Source organism: Erwinia persicina (genome assembly GCF_014838825.1).
Taxonomy (GTDB): domain Bacteria; phylum Pseudomonadota; class Gammaproteobacteria; order Enterobacterales; family Enterobacteriaceae; genus Erwinia; species Erwinia persicina_A.
Genome location: NZ_JACYMO010000002.1, coordinates 458,444 through 476,710 on the forward strand (window position 1 = coordinate 458,444; position 18,267 = coordinate 476,710).

13 protein-coding genes and 6 tRNA genes are annotated in these 18,267 nt (G+C 54.3%); 13 read left to right on the forward strand and 6 right to left on the reverse strand.

Going from position 1 to position 18,267, the window contains the following annotated elements; genetic code table 11:
- Positions 1-55 precede the first annotated feature (55 nt).
- The 3 genes from mtr to IFU29_RS08205 form a co-directional block, all read right to left on the reverse strand.
- Positions 56-1,303 carry a tryptophan permease gene (gene mtr, locus IFU29_RS08195; RefSeq protein WP_191933480.1) on the reverse strand — a complete coding sequence of 416 codons (1,248 nt, stop codon included), beginning with the start codon at positions 1,301-1,303 and terminating at the stop codon, positions 56-58.
- Between the two features lie 117 nt (positions 1,304-1,420).
- Complete coding sequence (locus IFU29_RS08200; protein WP_191933481.1) at positions 1,421-1,810, reverse strand: hypothetical protein; 390 nt, start codon at positions 1,808-1,810, stop codon at positions 1,421-1,423.
- Positions 1,798-3,156, reverse strand: a complete 1,359-nt coding sequence (locus tag IFU29_RS08205) for an MFS transporter (RefSeq protein ID WP_191933482.1) — start codon at positions 3,154-3,156, stop codon at positions 1,798-1,800. The genes IFU29_RS08200 and IFU29_RS08205 overlap by 13 nt, the downstream gene beginning before the upstream one ends.
- A 92-nt stretch (positions 3,157-3,248) precedes the next feature.
- Between IFU29_RS08205 and IFU29_RS08210 the strand changes: the two genes are divergently transcribed.
- Positions 3,249-4,127 (forward strand): LysR substrate-binding domain-containing protein, encoded by an 879-nt coding sequence (locus IFU29_RS08210; protein WP_198424985.1) that lies wholly within the window; start codon positions 3,249-3,251, stop codon positions 4,125-4,127.
- A gap of 48 nt (positions 4,128-4,175) precedes the next feature.
- Here IFU29_RS08210 and glnS read toward each other — a convergent pair whose 3' ends face one another.
- Together glnS and nagE are read right to left on the reverse strand one after the other, a co-directional pair.
- Positions 4,176-5,843, reverse strand: a complete 1,668-nt coding sequence (glnS, locus tag IFU29_RS08215) for a glutamine--tRNA ligase (RefSeq protein WP_191933484.1) — start codon at positions 5,841-5,843, stop codon at positions 4,176-4,178.
- Positions 5,844-6,056: 213 nt separating this feature from the next.
- Positions 6,057-8,006 (reverse strand): PTS N-acetyl glucosamine transporter subunit IIABC, encoded by a 1,950-nt coding sequence (gene nagE / locus IFU29_RS08220; RefSeq protein WP_191933665.1) that lies wholly within the window; start codon positions 8,004-8,006, stop codon positions 6,057-6,059.
- A gap of 333 nt (positions 8,007-8,339) precedes the next feature.
- On the opposite strand from nagE, the gene nagB reads away from it, so the two are divergent.
- The 11 genes from nagB to IFU29_RS08275 all read left to right on the forward strand — a co-directional run bounded on the left by nagB (position 8,340) and on the right by IFU29_RS08275 (position 15,157).
- The gene (gene nagB / locus IFU29_RS08225) at positions 8,340-9,140 is read left to right on the forward strand and encodes a glucosamine-6-phosphate deaminase (RefSeq protein ID WP_191933485.1); all 801 of its coding nucleotides are present in this window, start codon (positions 8,340-8,342) and stop codon (positions 9,138-9,140) included.
- A 97-nt stretch (positions 9,141-9,237) separates the two neighbouring features.
- Entirely contained in the window at positions 9,238-10,386 is a 1,149-nt protein-coding gene (gene nagA / locus IFU29_RS08230; protein ID WP_191933486.1) for an N-acetylglucosamine-6-phosphate deacetylase, read from the forward strand.
- A 7-nt stretch (positions 10,387-10,393) separates the two neighbouring features.
- On the forward strand, positions 10,394-11,617 hold the full coding sequence (gene nagC / locus IFU29_RS08235; protein WP_191933487.1) for a DNA-binding transcriptional regulator NagC: 1,224 nt from the start codon (positions 10,394-10,396) through the stop codon (positions 11,615-11,617).
- A gap of 18 nt (positions 11,618-11,635) precedes the next feature.
- A complete protein-coding gene (locus IFU29_RS08240; protein ID WP_062748489.1) occupies positions 11,636-12,388 on the forward strand; it encodes an HAD-IIA family hydrolase in 753 nt (250 codons plus the stop codon).
- 268 nt (positions 12,389-12,656) lie between these two features.
- Positions 12,657-14,321: an asparagine synthase B gene (gene asnB / locus IFU29_RS08245; protein ID WP_191933488.1), complete on the forward strand. Its 1,665-nt coding sequence runs from the start codon at positions 12,657-12,659 to the stop codon at positions 14,319-14,321.
- A 220-nt stretch (positions 14,322-14,541) separates the two neighbouring features.
- Positions 14,542-14,618, forward strand: a tRNA-Met gene (locus IFU29_RS08250).
- A 10-nt stretch (positions 14,619-14,628) separates the two neighbouring features.
- Positions 14,629-14,713: transfer RNA gene (locus tag IFU29_RS08255), tRNA-Leu, on the forward strand.
- A 22-nt stretch (positions 14,714-14,735) separates the two neighbouring features.
- A tRNA-Gln gene (locus tag IFU29_RS08260) sits at positions 14,736-14,810 on the forward strand.
- Positions 14,811-14,857: 47 nt separating this feature from the next.
- Positions 14,858-14,934: transfer RNA gene (locus IFU29_RS08265), tRNA-Met, on the forward strand.
- Positions 14,935-14,941: 7 nt separating this feature from the next.
- Positions 14,942-15,016: transfer RNA gene (locus IFU29_RS08270), tRNA-Gln, on the forward strand.
- Between the two features lie 66 nt (positions 15,017-15,082).
- Positions 15,083-15,157 (forward strand) — tRNA-Gln (locus tag IFU29_RS08275).
- Between the two features lie 111 nt (positions 15,158-15,268).
- On the opposite strand, the gene ubiF is transcribed toward IFU29_RS08275, so the two are convergent.
- Positions 15,269-16,447 carry a 3-demethoxyubiquinol 3-hydroxylase gene (gene ubiF / locus IFU29_RS08280; RefSeq protein ID WP_191933489.1) on the reverse strand — a complete coding sequence of 393 codons (1,179 nt, stop codon included), beginning with the start codon at positions 16,445-16,447 and terminating at the stop codon, positions 15,269-15,271.
- Between the two features lie 193 nt (positions 16,448-16,640).
- Here ubiF and miaB point away from each other — a divergent pair, with 193 nt between their 5' ends.
- The gene (miaB, locus tag IFU29_RS08285) at positions 16,641-18,065 is read left to right on the forward strand and encodes a tRNA (N6-isopentenyl adenosine(37)-C2)-methylthiotransferase MiaB (RefSeq protein ID WP_191933490.1); all 1,425 of its coding nucleotides are present in this window, start codon (positions 16,641-16,643) and stop codon (positions 18,063-18,065) included.
- Positions 18,066-18,267 lie beyond the last annotated feature (202 nt).

Below are 18,267 nucleotides of genomic sequence, written 5' to 3' on the forward strand. Positions count from 1 at the left end.
GAAATAAAAATACCACTTTCGTATTTCTACTAATGGTATTTTCATATTATATGATTTAGCCAGTATAGAGTGGCAACCATCCACCATAGGAGAGCAGACAAACCAGCGCATTGAGCGAGCCAAACAGCAGCACCAGTACAATCGGAGCATGCCCTCCCCTGACCCGCCAACCTGCTGTGGCAAAACGCCGCCGGGATTGTCTGGCCAGCAGGGCCGGTGTCACTACCGCCCAGACGGTCGCAGCCAGACCCGCGTAGCCAATGGCCAGCAGAAAACCGTTGGGCCAGATAAGCGCGGCCGTTAACGGCAGGCTGAACGTCAGGAGGGTAGTTTTCAGTCGTCCGGTTGCAGAATTATCCAGTTTGAACAGATCGGCCAGGTAATCAAAAAAGCCCAGACTAACGCCAAGAAACGAGCAGGCAACTGCAAAGTTAGAGAAGATATCCAACATCAGGTTCAGATAGCGGTTGTGCAGTACGCCCGATAGCGCCCCCACCAGCACATCGATATTTCCCCCCTGCGCCGCAATCGCTTTGAATTCGCTACGCGGAATATTGCCCATGGTGCCAATGATCCAGATAAAATAGATCGCCAGGGCCAGTAACGTGCCAAAGATCAGACAGCGACTGACGCGTTCCGCATTTTTATGGTAATAGCTGATGAGCCCGGCAATATTCCCGTGGTAGCCGAAAGAAGCCAGACAGAAAGGCACGACGGCCCACAGATAGCGCAGATACTCTCTGTCCGTGCCCTGACTGTCGAGCAGATTGACCGGCTGGATATGCCACAGCAGCCCGCCGAAAATCATCAGAAATGTGATGACCTTAGCGCCAAGAAAAATCAGCGTCATGCGGCTGACCACCGCTGTTCCAAGCCAGATAAACAGCGCCACCAGCAGTGTAAACAGCAGACCAGCCACCCGGGCCGACATGTCGATATCTAACTGCCCCAGGCTGCGCTGAATGATCGCGCCGCTGGCAGAAATATAGGCGTAGGTCAGGATACCCAGCACAAAGACCACCGACAGGCCATTAATCAGATTCCAGCCACGCCCCAGCAGGTCACGGGTGACCGTATCGAAACTGGCCCCGGCGGGATAATGAAGACTGGCCTCAAGGTACAGCAGCCCGGAAAGCAGCATACAAAACCATGTGGCGATCAGCAGAGCCGAGGACCAGAGAAACCAGGCCCCGGACATCACCACGGGAAGAGAAAACATGCCGGCACCGATGATGGTGCCGCTGATAATCAGTGTTCCCCACAGTGTCGACGGTAAGCGAACAGCAGAAGCCGGTAGAGCCATAACAATCCCTTAGCGAAAGCAGTAAAAAACATGCCCTTTGCCGGGATAATCCACTGGCTAAACGGCAGTAATGCCGCATAGTCTACACACTTTCACACCCGTGAACTAGTACAGTAATCAGTAAGTCACCATCGTTTCCTGTAAATATCGCCAGCGCGGTGGCGTAGTAACGCAGTTAATCACCGCCAGTGAAATTCGGTGAGTCTGATTTTCTCCCTGCTGCTGCCGTTCGTGATACTGAATCGCCACCTCCTGACCAAACAGGGCCACTGTCTGGCACTGCTCAATGGTAATTTTCAGCCCCTGACGCCCGCCGACCAGCCGGGCAAACAGTGTAGCCACCTCGGGCATAGCCAGACTTTTTCCGGTGGGCGTGACCATTACAAAATCGGGGTCAAAATGTGAAAGTAGCGGCGTTAACTGGCTTTCATCACCGTTAAACACGGCGGCAATCAGCTCATGTAATACCAGTACGCTTTCACGCGCTTTTTCGTTTAATGTCGACACAGAGTATCCTTCTGACAGTTGATGCGGTAAATCATCCACAGGGGCAGTAGACCGGTAACGGCAGCGGCGATAAACACCTGATGATATGACTGCGCGGCAGAGTAAAAGTGATTGAGTAAACTAAATAATACAGTGAGCAGGGCCGCCCCCAGGCTGAATGACAGCTGACGGTTAATATTCCATATCACGCTGGCGCGGGTCATCTGCCGATCGTCAAAGTCACTGAGGGCGCTGGTTTGTGCCGTGTTGGCGCTTATTCCGCCGCCCATGCCCATCAGCAGGTAGGCCAGGCTTAACAACAGCAACTGTTCCGGTCGCTGTACCAGCGCCAGCAGGGCGATTCCGGCAGCATGAAGCACTAAGCCCGTGCTGAACAGAATGGTGGCTCCCAGACGATGATAGAGACGCCCGCACAGCAACATCGCCACCAGTGCCCCGCCGCCATAAAGCAGCATAAAGGCCCCGCTGCGTTCGGCAGAAAAGTGCAGGCACTGTTGCAGATAAAATATATTCAGCAGGTTCACCCCGGTAAACAGGCCCGGTACTGCGTAATACACCATCACGGCAAGCTGAAGCCGGGGATTGCGCAGCAGACTCAGGTCGATCACGGCCTGCGGCTGGCGTTGGTAATGTTTCAGATAAGCGAATGCCAGTACCAGCCCCGCCAGCAGCCAGAGCGAGGCCGCGATCGCGGAACCCGCTTCCCCCAGACGCGACAGGCCGAGCAGCACGGCGGCCAGCGCCAGACAGACCAGCAGGATGCCGCGAATATCAGGCCGGGTAGCCCTCAGCGTTTCAGGTTTTATCCACAGTGCCGCCAGCACAGCGGCAGCCAGACTAAACGGAATGTTGCACCAGAAAATCCAGCGCCACGAGAGTGTGTCGACAATCATTCCCCCGAACAGCGGGGAAAGTGCGGGAGCAATCAGCGCCACGCACATAATCAACGTAGAAATGCCTGCCCGCTCCCTGCCCCTGAACAGGTTGAACGTCAACGCCTGTCCTACCGGTATCAGCAGCCCCCCGGCCATACCCTGTAAAAAACGCCACAGCACCAGTGAGGCAAACGATTCGGAGCTACCACAGCCCCATGCCGCCAGGCTGAACAGCAGCATGGATATCACCAGTACCGGGCGGGCACCAAAGCGGCCTGCCAGCCAGCCACTGACCGGGATAATCACCGTCAGACCCAGGATATAACTGTTCGCCACCCAGCTGAGGGACCCGCTGGCAATCGCCAGCTGCCCGGCTATCTCCGGCAGAGCAATAGCTGACATAAAAATATTAATACAATCAATAAAAAAGCCGAGCAAAAAGATGACGGCAACACGGTAACGATAGCACATAGTCATACCTCCGGGCGCAGCATAGCGGTGATTGACTAGCTGAATCGACTGGCATAAATTGAAAATATTGTTTGATAAAAGTGAACAATCTCGTGCACACACATCTCGATAAGATCCACACTTTCTTTGCCGTCGTCGACGGCGGCAGCTTTACCCGGGCGGCTGATAATCTCGGCCTGAGTAAGGCGATGGTCAGCCTGCATATCAAAACACTGGAACAGGTTCTCGGCGTCACCCTGCTGGCGCGCAACACGCGCAATCTGGCGCTGACGGAAAGCGGAAGCCAGCTTTATGACGAGTTCAGAACGATATTTGCCCATATTGAGCAGGCGGTCAGCCGCGTCACGGATGACAGCCAGCCTCTCTCCGGCGAGTTGCGTCTTACCTCAACCTGGGAATATGGTCAGCACTGTCTGATGCCTTACATTGCCCGCTTCTGTCAACAACACCCCGGTCTGACCCTCAGCTATAACGTCGGTGCATCGCTGGACGACCTGGTCAGTCACAAGCTGGATGTCGCTATCCGTCTTGGCACGCTGCGGGACTCTTCACTCAGGAGCCGAAAGTTGGGCGAGTACCGGATACTGCTGGTGGCCTCTCCCCACCTTGTCGCCCGACATCCGCTGCGACAGCTCGCTGAGGTAGCCGCGTTACCCTGGATACATAACAGCAATTTGTCCCATCCCGGCCGCTGGCGTTTCAGTCAGGGTAAAGAACACGACGAGATTAAAAGTGAGGCAAGCTACAGCACCAATTCGGCTCAGATTATGCGTCAGATGGCGCTGGAAGGGCTGGGCGTAGCGGTACTGCCTGAATGGCTGGTGTCAGAGGATGTGGCGGGTGGATTATTACAGGTCCTGTTTAGCGACTGGCAGCTCCCGGTACAGCCGGTCAGCGCCGTTTTTGCCGCCGGTGCCGCTCTGCCGCGTAAAACGCGTCTGCTTATTGATTATTTGTCTGCGGAATTATAAAGATCAAAAAAAAGGGCGAATCAACGCCCTTTTCTTCGGAGTAGCGGCTTACTCGCCGACTTTCGCCCAGGTGTCACGCAGGCCAACGGTGCGGTTGAACACCAGATTGCTGGCACTGGAGTAGACGCTGTCGGCGCAGAAGTAGCCTTCACGCTCAAACTGATACGGGGCTGACGCTTCCGCCTGCTGCATCCCGGGTTCCACGAAGCCCTGACGGATCACCAGAGACTCCGGGTTGATGCTGGCCAGGAAGTCCTCTGCTGCCCCAGGATTCGGTACGCTGAACAGACGATCGTACAAGCGGAACTCTGCCGGAACGGCATGGACCGCTGACACCCAGTGGATCACGCCCTTCACTTTACGTCCGTCGGCCGGATCTTTGCTCAGGGTGTCCACATCACAGGTACAGAACAGGCAGGTAATGTTGCCTTCCTCGTCCTTCGCCACGCGCTCAGCTTTGATCACGTAGGCATTACGCAGACGCACTTCTTTACCCAGCACCAGACGCTTGTACTGCTTGTTTGCTTCCTCACGGAAGTCAGCACGATCGATGTAAATCTCACGGCTGAACGGGACTTCGCGGGTACCCATTTCTGGTTTACTCGGATGATTCGGCATGGTGATCACTTCATCATGATGTGCAGGCAGATTTTCAATCACCACTTTTACCGGATCCATCACCGCCATAGCACGCGGGGCGTTCTCATTGAGATCGTCACGGATACAGGACTCCAGCGCAGCCATTTCAACAATATTGTCCTGCTTGGTCACCCCAATGCGGCGGCAGAATTCGCGGATGGATTCCGCAGTGTAGCCACGGCGGCGCAGACCCGATACGGTCAGCATGCGCGGATCATCCCAGCCTTCCACCACGTTTTCAGTCACCAGCTGGCTCAGCTTACGCTTGGACATAATGGCGTATTCAAGATTCAGTCGAGAGAATTCATACTGACGCGGATGCACCGGAATGGTGATGTTATCCAGCACCCAGTCGTACAGGCGACGGTTATCCTGGAATTCCAGCGTGCATAATGAGTGAGTAATGCCTTCCAGCGCATCGGAAATGCAGTGGGTGAAGTCATACATCGGGTAAATGCACCACTTATTGCCGGTCTGGTGATGTTCAGCAAATTTAATGCGGTAGATCACTGGGTCACGCAGGACGATAAAGTTGGAGGCCATATCGATTTTGGCACGCAGACACGCGGTGCCCTCGGCAAAACCGCCCGCGCGCATTTTAGCAAAAAGCTCAAGGTTCTCTTCCACGCTGCGATCGCGGAAGGGGCTGTTTTTACCCGCTGAGGTCAGACTGCCACGGTATTCACGGATTTGCTCGGGTGACAGTTCATCAACGTAAGCCAGCCCTTTAGTAATCAGTTCAACAGCATAATTGTGCAGTTGCTCGAAATAGTCAGATGAGTAGCGTACGTCGCCGCTCCACTCGAAACCCAGCCATTGCACATCACGCTTGATTGATTCAACAAATTCCAGATCTTCTTTCACCGGGTTAGTGTCATCAAAACGCAGGTTGCACTGCCCCTGATAGTCCTGGGCGATGCCAAAGTTCAGGCAGATTGATTTCGCATGGCCAATATGCAGATAGCCATTCGGCTCAGGCGGGAAGCGGGTGTGCACTGAACTGTGCTTACCGTTCGCCAAATCTTCGTCGATAATCTGACGAATAAAGTTAGTTGGGCGGGCTTCAGCCTCACTCATCTCAATTTCCTCAATTAATGCTGGGCATTGGCTCTCAATCATTCAGGCTGTCGCCGGGCGGCTACCGGAAGAATGACGAGTATAATTTAGCTATGAAATAACGGAGTATGATCCACAAAGCTGACAGGGGAAACAACCGTTTGTTGCTGGAATCACATAAAAAAAGGGCGGGAATCGCTTCCCGCCCTGCCACAGTCGCACTCTTTGCCGCTGTTAGCCTTTAATTTCGTATATCCGCGTTTCGCCCGCCACCACCGTTTCACCGGCCAGCAGGGTGATCCCGGCGAAATCTTCGATGTTGCTGACCACGACGGGGCTGATCATCGATCGGGCATTGGCGTTAAGGAACGCCAGGTCCATCTCCAGCACCGGTTGACCGGCTGCTACCGTCGCGCCCTCTTCGACAAGACGCGTGAACCCTTTACCTTCCAGCGCCACCGTATCGAGTCCCATATGAACAACGATTTCGATACCCTTTTCAGTTTCAAGGCAGAAGGCATGGTTGGTGTTAAAGATCTTAACCAGCGTACCGGAAGCCGGTGCCACCACTGTACTGCCAGTGGGCTTAATCGCCAGACCGTCACCGACAGCTTTACTGGCGAAGGCTTCATCCGGCACCTGCTCAATGGCGACTACCGTGCCGCTGACCGGTGCCACCAGCGTATCTATGACCCCTTTGGCCTCATCAGGAACTGCCTTTGGCGCAGCAACCGGTACAACCGCTGCGGCACTCACTGCTGCCGCTGCCGCAACCGGACCTTTGGCGATCTGTTTTTTCATCTCTTCAGCGATGGATTCGGCTTTCGCCCCCACAATGACCTGAATGGTTTGCTTATTCAGTTTCACCACGCCGGACGCACCAAGACGTTTGCACTGGGCATCATTGACCAGCGAGGCATCTTTTACCGACAGGCGCAGACGGGTAATACAGGCATCAATCCCCTTCAGGTTATCTGACCCACCAATCGCACCAATGTACTGGCGGGAAAGATCGGCCAGTCCCTCTTCGGTATTGCTGTTGGCTTCATCCTTGACCAGCAGGTCGCCATCATCTTCACGGCCCGGTGTTTTCAGGTTCAGCATGCGGATAACCGCGCTGAACAGCACGAAGTAAACCACAAAGGCCACCAGACCCATCACCAGCAGTAACCAGACGTTATGGCTGGCAGCAGGCAGTTTGTACATTAAGGCATAGTCGATGGCACCCGCAGAGAAGGAGAAGCCGGCATGGATGCCCAGAGAGGTAGCAACAAACAGGCTGATCCCGGTCAGGATGGCGTGGATCAGATACAGCATCGGTGCCAGGAACATGAACAGGAATTCCAGCGGCTCAGTCACGCCAGTCAGGAATGCGGTAACCGCAACCGACAGCAGCATCCCGCCCACCATCGGACGACGCGCCTTCGGTGCTGCCAGGTACATTGCCAACGCGGCACCAGGCAGGCCGAACATCATGATCGGGAAGAAGCCCGACATAAACATCCCCGCCGTGCCATCACCCGCATAGAAACGGTTGATATCACCGTGGAAGACCGCACCAGCCGCGTTGGTGAACTCACCAATCTGGAACCAGGCAATGGTATTCAGCACCTGATGCAGGCCGGTTGGGATCAGAAGACGGTTAACAAAACCGAAGATCCCGGCCCCGAAGGCTCCTTCAGAAACGATCCACTCTCCGCCAGCATGGATACCCGCCTGTACAGGTGGCCAGACATAACCAAACACTGCCGCCAGCACCAGACAGAAGAAACCGGTCGCAATAGGAACAAAGCGTTTGCCACCAAAGAAACTCAGGAAGTCTGGCAGCTTAATGTCAGACCAGCGGTTGTAAGCCATACCGGCAACCAGACCGGTAATGATCCCCGCCAGCACACCCATATTAACCGTCGGGTTAATGGTGACCATCGCCTTAGTCAGGATAAAATACCCCACGGCACCGGCAAGGGCTGCCGCACCGGCGTTGTCTTTCGACCAGGTTGAGGCCACACCGATAGCGAAGATGAGTGCGAGGTTGTCAAAGATAGCCCCGCCCGCCTGCGCAATAAACGGCATATTAAGTAAATCAGGCTGGCCGAAGCGCAGCATCAGTGCGGCAACAGGCAGCACTGCGATAGGCAGCTGTAACGACCGCCCTAATCTTTGAAAGAATCCTAGAATATTCACCATTTCCCCCTGTGAGCCCGGTTAGGGCGGCAAAAACCGTCTGTTTTTTTTCACGGCTTTTTTTTGTCTGTTCGACACTACACACCACGAAGCGAAGTGTAAAAAAAAATTAATTCGCTTCGCAAATTAAACCCGCATTTATGTGATAAAAATCACTTAAAAACGCATTATTGTTAGCATGCGACTGGCTAACGGCACAAACTTATTTTATGATCCGAAAAATCAAAACGGACAAAACCCACTGTCAGGCTGTGCTAATCGGGTTACGCTTAGTCAACGTTCAGACAGAGCACCGTTTTACTTTATTCCCACTCTGCTACTACGAGGTGCAAGATGAGACTGATTCCTCTGGCAATGCCAGCCCAGGTCGGAAAATGGGCAGCACGCCATATCGTTAACCGCATTAATGCGTTCAAACCGACGGCTGACCGTCCTTTCGTGCTGGGTCTGCCTACCGGCGGCACGCCGCTGGAAGCCTACAAGCACCTGATTGAGATGCATAAAGCAGGCCAGATTAGCTTCAAACACGTGGTAACGTTCAATATGGACGAATATGTCGGCCTGCCGAAAGAGCACCCGGAAAGCTATCACAGCTTTATGTACCGTAACTTTTTCGATCACGTTGATATTCCAACTGAAAATATCAATCTCCTCAATGGTAATGCTCCAGATATTGACGCAGAATGTCGCCAGTATGAAGAGAAGATCCGTGCTTACGGCAAAATTCATTTGTTTATGGGCGGCGTAGGCAATGACGGCCATATCGCGTTTAACGAGCCGGCATCATCACTGGCTTCGCGTACCCGTATCAAAACCCTCACGCACGAGACCCGTATCGCTAACTCACGCTTCTTTGGCGGTGACGTTGATCAGGTGCCAAAGTATGCGCTGACCGTGGGCGTGGGCACGCTGCTGGATGCAGAAGAAGTTATGATTCTGGTTACCGGTCATCTCAAAGCGCAGGCGCTTCAGGCCGCCGTTGAGGGCAACGTGAACCATATGTGGACCATCAGCTGTCTGCAACTCCATTCGAAAGCCGTGGTCGTGTGTGACGAACCGGCCACCATGGAGCTGAAAATGAAAACCGTGAAGTATTTCCGCGAGATGGAAGCTGGAAATATTAAAGATCTGTGATCGTCCCTGACGGGCGTCGTCATGACAGATTGGTGCCTGCCGAAAGGAAATCCCCGACGGCAGGACAGGCAATATCAGGAAAGTCAGGAGAACAGTTATGTACGCATTAACCCAGGGCCGCATTTACACAGGCCACAAAATCCTCGATCGCCATGCGGTTGTGATCGCCAATGGCCTGATTGAACGCGTCTGCCCGCTGGAGGATCTGCCCGCAGGCATTGAAACCCGTCAGGTAGATGGCGCGATTATTTCCCCTGGCTTTATTGATCTGCAGCTCAACGGCTGTGGTGGCGTGCAGTTTAATGATGATATTGCCGCTATCAGCGTAGAAACGCTGCAAATTATGCAAAAAGCTAACGAAAAATCGGGATGCACCAGTTTTTTGCCAACGCTAATCACCAGCACCGATGAACTGATGAAGCGTGCCGTCGAGGTGATGCGTGCCTGGCTGGCTCAGAACAGCAATGAGGCGCTCGGCCTGCATCTTGAAGGACCGTGGCTCAATCCGCTGAAAAAAGGCACGCACAATCCCGCGCTTATCCGGGCACCTGACCAGGCGCTGGTCGATTTCCTGTGTGCCAACGCCGATGTGATTGGCAAAATTACGCTGGCACCGGAAAAAGTCGATGCTGCAGTGATCCGTCAGTTGCGTGATGCCGGTATTGTGATTTCTGCAGGTCACTCACACGGCACATATGACGAAGCCCTTGCCGGGATTGATGCCGGGGTTTCCTTTGCCACACATCTTTATAATGCCATGCCGACCACCAGCGGCCGCGAACCGGGTCTGATCGGTGCGCTGTTTGATGCTTCAGACGTCTGGTGCGGCATTATTGCCGATGGTCTGCACGTCCATTACGCAAACATTCGCAACGCTAAACGGATCAAAGGTGACAAGCTGATCCTGGTCACCGATGCCACGGCCCCGGCGGGCGCAGCTATTGATCAGTTCATTTTTGCTGGCAAAACAATATACTATCGCAACGGACTGTGTGTTGACGAGAATGGCACGCTCAGCGGATCGGCTCTGACTATGATTGAAGCTGTAGCTAACAGCGTCGAACATGTGGGCATCGCCCTTGATGAAGCGATTCGTATGGCCACGCTTTACCCAGCCCGCGCAATGGGGGTAGAGGCACGTTTAGGGACAATTGAGGCCGGTAAAGTGGCCAATCTGACCGTGTTCACCCGCGATTACAAAATCACCCGGACCATCGTTAATGGTAACGAGGTCTTAAGCGAGTAGATATTTAATGACCACCGGCGGCCAGGCACAAATCGGAAATGTTGATCTTGTTAAACAACTTAATAGTGCGGCCGTCTACCGGCTGATCGATCAGCAGGGCCCTATTTCTCGAATCCAGATTGCCGAGCACAGTCAGCTCGCCCCCGCCAGCGTCACCAAGATCACGCGTCAGCTTATTGACCGTGGTCTGATCAAAGAAGTCGATCAGCAGGCCTCTACCGGAGGCCGTCGTGCGATCTCCATCATCACCGAAACCCGGGGATTTAACACGATAGGTGTCAGGCTTGGCCGTCACGATGCTACCGTCACGCTGTTCGATCTGAGCGGGAAATCGCTGGCTGAGGAGCACTATTCCCTGCCTGAGCGCACGCAGGAAACCCTGGAAAATGCACTGTTCAAGGCCATTGCCGACTTCACTGAACTTCATCAGCGTAAGCTACGTGAGCTAATCGCTATTTCCGTGATCCTGCCCGGACTGGTCGACCCGACTAACGGCATCATCCGTTATATGCCACATATTAATGTCAGCCACTGGCCGCTGGTGGCCAGCCTGGAAAAACGGTTCAATGTCACCAGTTTTGTTGGCCACGATATTCGCAGCCTGGCACTGGCAGAGCACTATTTTGGCGCATCACGTGACTGCGCAGACTCCATTCTGGTGCGTGTTCACCGCGGTACGGGTGCCGGTATTATTGCCAACGGGCATATCTTTCTCGGCAGTAACGGTAACGTTGGGGAGCTGGGACATATCCAGGTGGATCCACTGGGCGAACGCTGCCACTGCGGCAACTTTGGCTGTCTGGAAACCATTGCCGCCAACAGCGCGATTGAAAACCGTGTGCGACACCTTCTGACCCAGGGCTATCCAAGCAGCCTGACGTTGGACGAATGTCAGATTCAACCTATTTGTCTTGCCGCTAACCGGGGTGATGCACTGGCGACGGAAGTGATCGAGCACGTAGGACGCCATCTTGGTAAAGCCATCGCCATCGCCATTAACCTGTTCAATCCGCAAAAAATTGTCATCGCGGGTGAAATTATGGAAGCCGATAAAGTGCTACTCCCCGCCATTGAGGGCTGCATCAATACGCAGGCGCTGAAGGCATTCCGTAAAAATTTGCCGGTGGTGCGCTCGGCGATCGATCACCGTTCGGCGATTGGCGCTTTCGCCCTGGCAAAACGGGCGATGCTCAATGGAATTTTGCTGCAACGACTGCTGGAAGTTAATTAAATGATGGAATCTGAACGCATGACGATAAAGAACGTTATCTGCGATATCGATGGCGTGCTGATGCACGACAATACGGCCGTACCCGGCGCTCGCGAGTTTTTACAGCGTATCGTCGGCAATAATATGCCTCTGGTGGTGCTGACTAACTATCCTTCGCAAACCGCCATGGATCTGTCAAACCGCTTTGCCTCCGCCGGCATTGAACTGCCGGACAGCGTCTTCTATACCTCAGCGATGGCCACCGCCGATTTTCTGAAACGACAGGAAGGAAAGAAAGCCTATGTCGTCGGCGAAGGGGCACTGATCCATGAGCTATACAAAGCTGGCTTCACTATCACGGACATCAACCCCGATTTTGTGATCGTGGGTGAGACCCGCTCGTTTAACTGGGACATGATGCATAAGGCCGCCTGGTTCGTTGCGAACGGCGCACGTTTTATTGCCACAAACCCGGACAGTCACGGCCACGGTTTTTCACCGGCCTGCGGTGCGTTGTGCGCCGGGATCGAAAAAATATCGGGTCGCCAGCCGTTTTACGTCGGGAAACCCAGCCCGTGGATCATGCGTGCCGCGCTGAACAAAATGCAGGCACACTCAGAAGAGACGGTGATCGTGGGTGACAACCTGCGCACGGATATTCTGGCCGGTTTCCAGGCCGGGCTGGAAACCATTCTGGTGCTGTCAGGTGTCTCCACGCTCAGTGACGTTGATGCCATGCCGTTCCGCCCCACCTGGATTTACCCTTCGGTTGCCGATATCGACATTATCTAGTTTCCCCCCTGCCCGGCCTGCCGGGCAATGGCTCCTCCTGCTGGCCGTTTTTTATCCGCTTTTTGCCATTCATTGCAAATTCATCAATAAAAACACTGAAAAAATGAATATTCGCTAAGAATAAAGCAGAGTCAACGGCCTATTTTTCACCTAATGACTAAAATACTTGCATCACCTGACGGCTTAGCGCATTTTCATAGTCATGACGCGATAACTGTCGCTTTAAACCAATATCATCACCGCAAGGTAAGTCGTTAGGGAGCTGTATATGTGTTCTATCTTTGGTGTACTCGATCTGAAAAGCGATCCTGCTGAACTGCGCAAGAAAGCCCTGGAGCTTTCACGTCTGATGCGTCACCGTGGCCCGGACTGGTCAGGTGTTTATGCGAATGACAATGCGATCCTTGTTCATGAGCGTCTGTCGATTGTCGACGTCAACAATGGCGCACAGCCGCTGTACAATGCAGACCATACACACGTCCTTGCGGTAAACGGTGAAATCTATAACCATCAGGCTCTGCGCGCTGAACTGAGCGATCGCTATGCGTTCCAGACCGAGTCTGACTGTGAAGTGATCCTCGCGCTGTATCAGGAAAAAGGGATCGACTTCCTTGATGACCTGCAGGGCATGTTCGCCTTTATCCTTTATGACAGCGTGAAAAACACCTACCTGATCGGCCGTGACCACATCGGGATCATCCCGCTTTATATGGGTAACGACGAGCACGGTAACCTGTATGTGGCTTCTGAAATGAAAGCGCTGGTACCAGTCTGCCGCAGCATGAAAGAGTTCCCACCAGGCAGCTATCTGTCCAGCACTGACGGTGAGATCCGTCGCTACTGGCAGCGAGACTGGTTTGACTATGAAGCTGTCGAACACAACACCACTGACGCAGCTGCGTTGAAAAACGCACTGGAAGAGTCGGTAAAAAGTCACCTGATGTCAGACGTCCCTTACGGTGTATTGCTGTCCGGCGGTCTGGACTCTTCCATTATCTCTGCGGTGACCAAACGTTTTGCGGCCAAGCGCGTAGAAGACCAGGATAAGAGCGAGGCCTGGTGGCCACAGCTGCACTCCTTCGCCGTCGGCCTGGAAGGGTCTCCTGACCTGACTGCCGCGAAAGCCGTGGCAGAACACCTGGGCACCGTCCACCACGAGATCCATTTCACCGTGCAGGAAGGCCTGGATGCCATCCGTGATGTGATTTACCACATTGAAACCTATGATGTGACCACCATCCGCGCCTCGACGCCAATGTACCTGATGTCGCGTAAAATCAAGGCAATGGGGATCAAAATGGTGTTGTCCGGTGAAGGCGCAGATGAAGTCTTTGGCGGTTATCTTTACTTCCATAAGGCACCAAACGCCCGCGAATTCCATGAAGAGAACGTACGCAAACTTCATGCTCTGCATATGTTCGACTGTGCGCGTGCCAACAAAGCGATGTCGGCCTGGGGTGTGGAAGCGCGAGTGCCGTTCCTGGATAAGAAATTCCTGGACGTGGCAATGCGCATCAACCCGCAGGACAAAATGTGTGGCAGCAACGGGAAAATGGAAAAACACATCCTGCGCGAGTGTTTTGAGTCTTACCTGCCGGCGAGTGTTGCATGGCGTCAGAAAGAGCAGTTCTCTGATGGGGTAGGCTATAGCTGGATCGACACCCTGAAAGAAGTGGCTGCCGCTCAGATCAGCGACCAGCAGCTGCAAACCGCGCACTTCCGTTTCGCTTACAACACGCCGACCTCAAAAGAAGGCTATCTGTATCGCGAAATCTTTGAAGAGCTGTTCCCTCTGCCAAGCGCTGCAGAATGCGTCCCTGGCGGTCCATCCGTGGCCTGTTCATCCGCTAAGGCAATAGAATGGGACGAAGCCTTCAAAAACATGGACGATCCTTCAGGCCGTGCCGTCGGCGTACACCAGTCCGCTTACTAATTGTTTGTTGTTATTCAACACAAACGGGCCCCTGCGGCCCGTTTTTAATTAGCGGTTGCGTCTGTTAGCTTCAGAATTCGTTGATTTTATCGTCATCCTGGTCACAAGGCAGTCAAACAACACGATTGTGACAAAAAACGGGAAAAAACTTGTTGACGCTTTTAGGCCAACTCCGCATAATGCGCCCCGCAACGCCGCAGAAGGTTACGCGAAAAAAGATGGCTACTTAGCTCAGCTGGTTAGAGCACAGCACTCATAATGCTGGGGTCACAGGTTCGATTCCCGTAGTAGCCACCATCTTTTTTGCGCGGGAGTGGCGAAATTGGTAGACGCACCAGATTTAGGTTCTGGCGCCGCAAGGTGTGCGAGTTCAAGTCTCGCCTCCCGCACCATTTCCAACGCGGTTTGCACGGATGGGGTATCGCCAAGCGGTAAGGCACCGGTTTTTGATACCGGCATTCCCTGGTTCGAATCCAGGTACCCCAGCCATTTTTAAGCAGTAAAAAGTATGTTAGGATAGTAAAGCAGTAAAATTAGGCTACTTAGCTCAGCTGGTTAGAGCACAGCACTCATAATGCTGGGGTCACAGGTTCGATTCCCGTAGTAGCCACCAATTTTATTGGGGTGTCGCCAAGTGGTAAGGCTCTGGTTTCTGATACCAGCATTCCGGGGTTCGAATCCCTGCACCCCAGCCATATAAAGACGGCTGGTAGTACAAGTCGCAAAGAAAAAGACGCCTGGTTCGCCAGTCGCAAAAAAATTGGGGTGTCGCCAAGTGGTAAGGCTCTGGTTTCTGATACCAGCATTCCGGGGTTCGAATCCCTGCACCCCAGCCACAAAGTAAAAAAGCCCGCGCAAGCGGGCTTTTTTACGTCTGAAGCACATCCACACGGGCAGTTGAACAGGGGTCGACCTTCTGTTCCGGCCAACCCTTCACCCCGCCCAGCCTAAAGCCCTAAGGCATACCTTAGCGCCTGACGTTTTAACACGCCGGAATGCTGCGCCACGATCAGCCCCAGATTGCGTACGATCTTCAACGGTGCCGACGGGTTACTGAACGCAAAATAAAACAGATCCATTCCGCTCTGCATCAGCAGGTTATCTTTCAGCCGTTTACGCTGATAGCGCTGTAATACCGGCGAGGAGGCCCAGTCTTCCGCGCGCAGGCGCGACTCACTCAGCACGCGGATTAACGCATCAACATCACGATAGCCCAGATTGACGCCCTGCCCGGCCAGCGGGTTAATGGTATGAGCCGCATCCCCCACCAGTGCCAGCCCCGGCAGTACGTAGCGCGTGGCGTGACGGCGAACCAGCGGGAATGAACCGGCGGTGACCGGGGTAACCCTTCCGAGGCGCGCCGGAAAGTTCGCCTGGATCTCTTTTTGTAGCTGGGGCATGGTCATCGCCTGCAGCTGGCGAATTCGCGCCGGACTGTCATACCACACCAGCGAAGCCCAGCGATCAAACAGCGGCAGGAAGGCGCGGGGGCCCTGCGGCGTAAACTGCTGCCATGTCGCATCACCGGCGTCACGGTCACAGCGCACGCTGATCAGCATGCAGGACTGTGCATAGTTCCAGCCGTGTATGCCGATGCCTGCCAGCTGCCTGACCTGGGAGTTTGCGCCGTCAGCCCCCACCACCAGCCGTGCGGTCAGCGTATCATCGTTATCCAGCCGCAGCTGCCATCCCCCGTTTACTGGCTGGAGATCGCGCAGGCGCGCCGGACACAGCAGGCGGATGTCCTGCTGTTGCAGACGCTGCCACAGCGCGCGCTGAAGTACGCTGTTTTCAACCATATAGCCAAGCTCGGGCAAGCCCAGCGATTCGGCATCGAAGGCCACCTGAGCGCTCTGCCACTCCCAGGTTTCGAGCCGACGATAGGGAACGGCACGCATCCCCAGGACCGTGGGCCAGACGTCCAGCTGTTTCAGCAACGCCACTGAGGCCGCCCCGATGGCCGAAATACGCACGTCAGGATGACCTGACGCATCAAATTCCGATGGGGCCTCCTGTTCCAGCACCGCCACCCTGAAGCCATGTTGCGCCAGCCCGCTGGCCAGCGCGGCACCGACCATGCCGCCACCGACAATGGCCACATCCACTTTTTGCTTTAATTCCGTCATGTTTTTTCCTTCACCGGCCGTATCATACGTGCTCTGCAGCTACACCTCACCGGCAGAATTCTGTTATCCTGATCGTTGTTAAGTGTACCGGATTTTTCTGCGACAAACAGATCGCCGCGACACCGCTGCCACGGGCAGCGAACCACTACAATACGCGCCCCGCACTCCTTTCTGCATGACAAATGGCAAGTCGATGACAAAAAAACTGCATATTAAAACCTGGGGCTGTCAGATGAATGAGTATGACTCATCAAAAATGGCAGACCTGTTAAACAGCACCCACGGGTATACCCTGACCGACGCGGCGGAAGATGCCGATGTTCTGCTGCTCAACACCTGTTCGATTCGTGAAAAGGCCCAGGAGAAAGTTTTCGCTTTGCTGGGTCGCTGGAGAAAACTGAAAGAGTCGAATCCCGATGTGATCATCGGGGTCGGTGGCTGTGTCGCCTCTCAGGAGGGGGACCAGCTCCGCCAGCGCGCAAACTGTGTGGATATTGTGTTTGGCCCGCAAACGCTGCACCGTCTGCCGGAGATGATCAATACCGTACGCGGCACCAAAAGCCCGGTCGTGGACGTCAGTTTCCCGGAAATCGAAAAGTTTGACCGGATGCCCGAACCGCGTGCTGAGGGACCAACCGCATTTGTGTCGATTATGGAAGGCTGCAATAAATACTGCACCTTCTGCGTCGTTCCTTACACGCGCGGTGAAGAAGTCAGCCGCCCCTCAGATGATATTCTGTTTGAAATCGCCCAACTGGCTGCCCAGGGGGTACGCGAAGTTAACCTGCTGGGTCAGAACGTGAACGCCTATCGCGGCGCTACTTTCGACGGGGGTATCTGCTCTTTTGCGGAACTGCTGCGTCTGGTAGCTGCGATAGACGGCATCGATCGTATCCGCTTCACCACCAGCCATCCGATCGAATTTACTGATGATATCATCGAGGTCTATCGCGATACGCCCGAACTGGTGAGTTTCCTTCACCTGCCGGTACAGAGCGGCGCGGACCGTATTCTGACGCTGATGAAACGTGCCCACACGGCCCTGGAATATAAAGCCATCATCCGTAAACTGGTGGCGGCGCGCCCTGATATCCATATCAGCTCTGACTTTATCATCGGTTTTCCCGGCGAAACCCAGGCAGATTTTGAGCAGACCATGAAACTGGTCGGCGAGATCAATTTTGATACCAGCTACAGCTTTATCTATTCTGCCCGTCCCGGAACGCCCGCCGCCGACCTGCCTGATGATGTCTCAGAAGACGAGAAAAAACAGCGCCTGTATATTCTGCAGGACCGCATCAACCAGCAGGCGATGGCCTGGAGCCGCCGGATGCTCGGCAGCGTACAGCGTATCCTGGTGGAAGGGACGTCGCGTAAAAACGTAATGGAACTCTCCGGCCGCACCGGCTGCAACCGCGTCGTCAACTTTGAAGGCACGCCGGAGCACATTGGTAAGTTTGTTGACGTCGAAATCGTCGATGTGTATGCCAACTCGCTGCGCGGTATTTTCATCCGTGGCGAAGATCAGATGGGCCTGCGCACCAGCGAATCCCCGGAGTCGGTCATTGCACGTACGCGCAAAGAGAATGAACTGGGCGTCGGTACTTTCCAACCCTGACCGCTTATCCTGCGGCGAGCCTTCCCGGTTCGCCGTATCATTTCATTGCGTTACACTTGGTTTCTGAAAGCCGCGCCCAAATATCCACCCCAACGCTTGCAGCTTTGCGTGCTGCCATAAATACTTCCTTTCTGGCGCTGGCACTTATGCCAGGTCAGCCATCCATTTCTCAACCTGGCCCTGTGTGACCCAAAGGATTAGT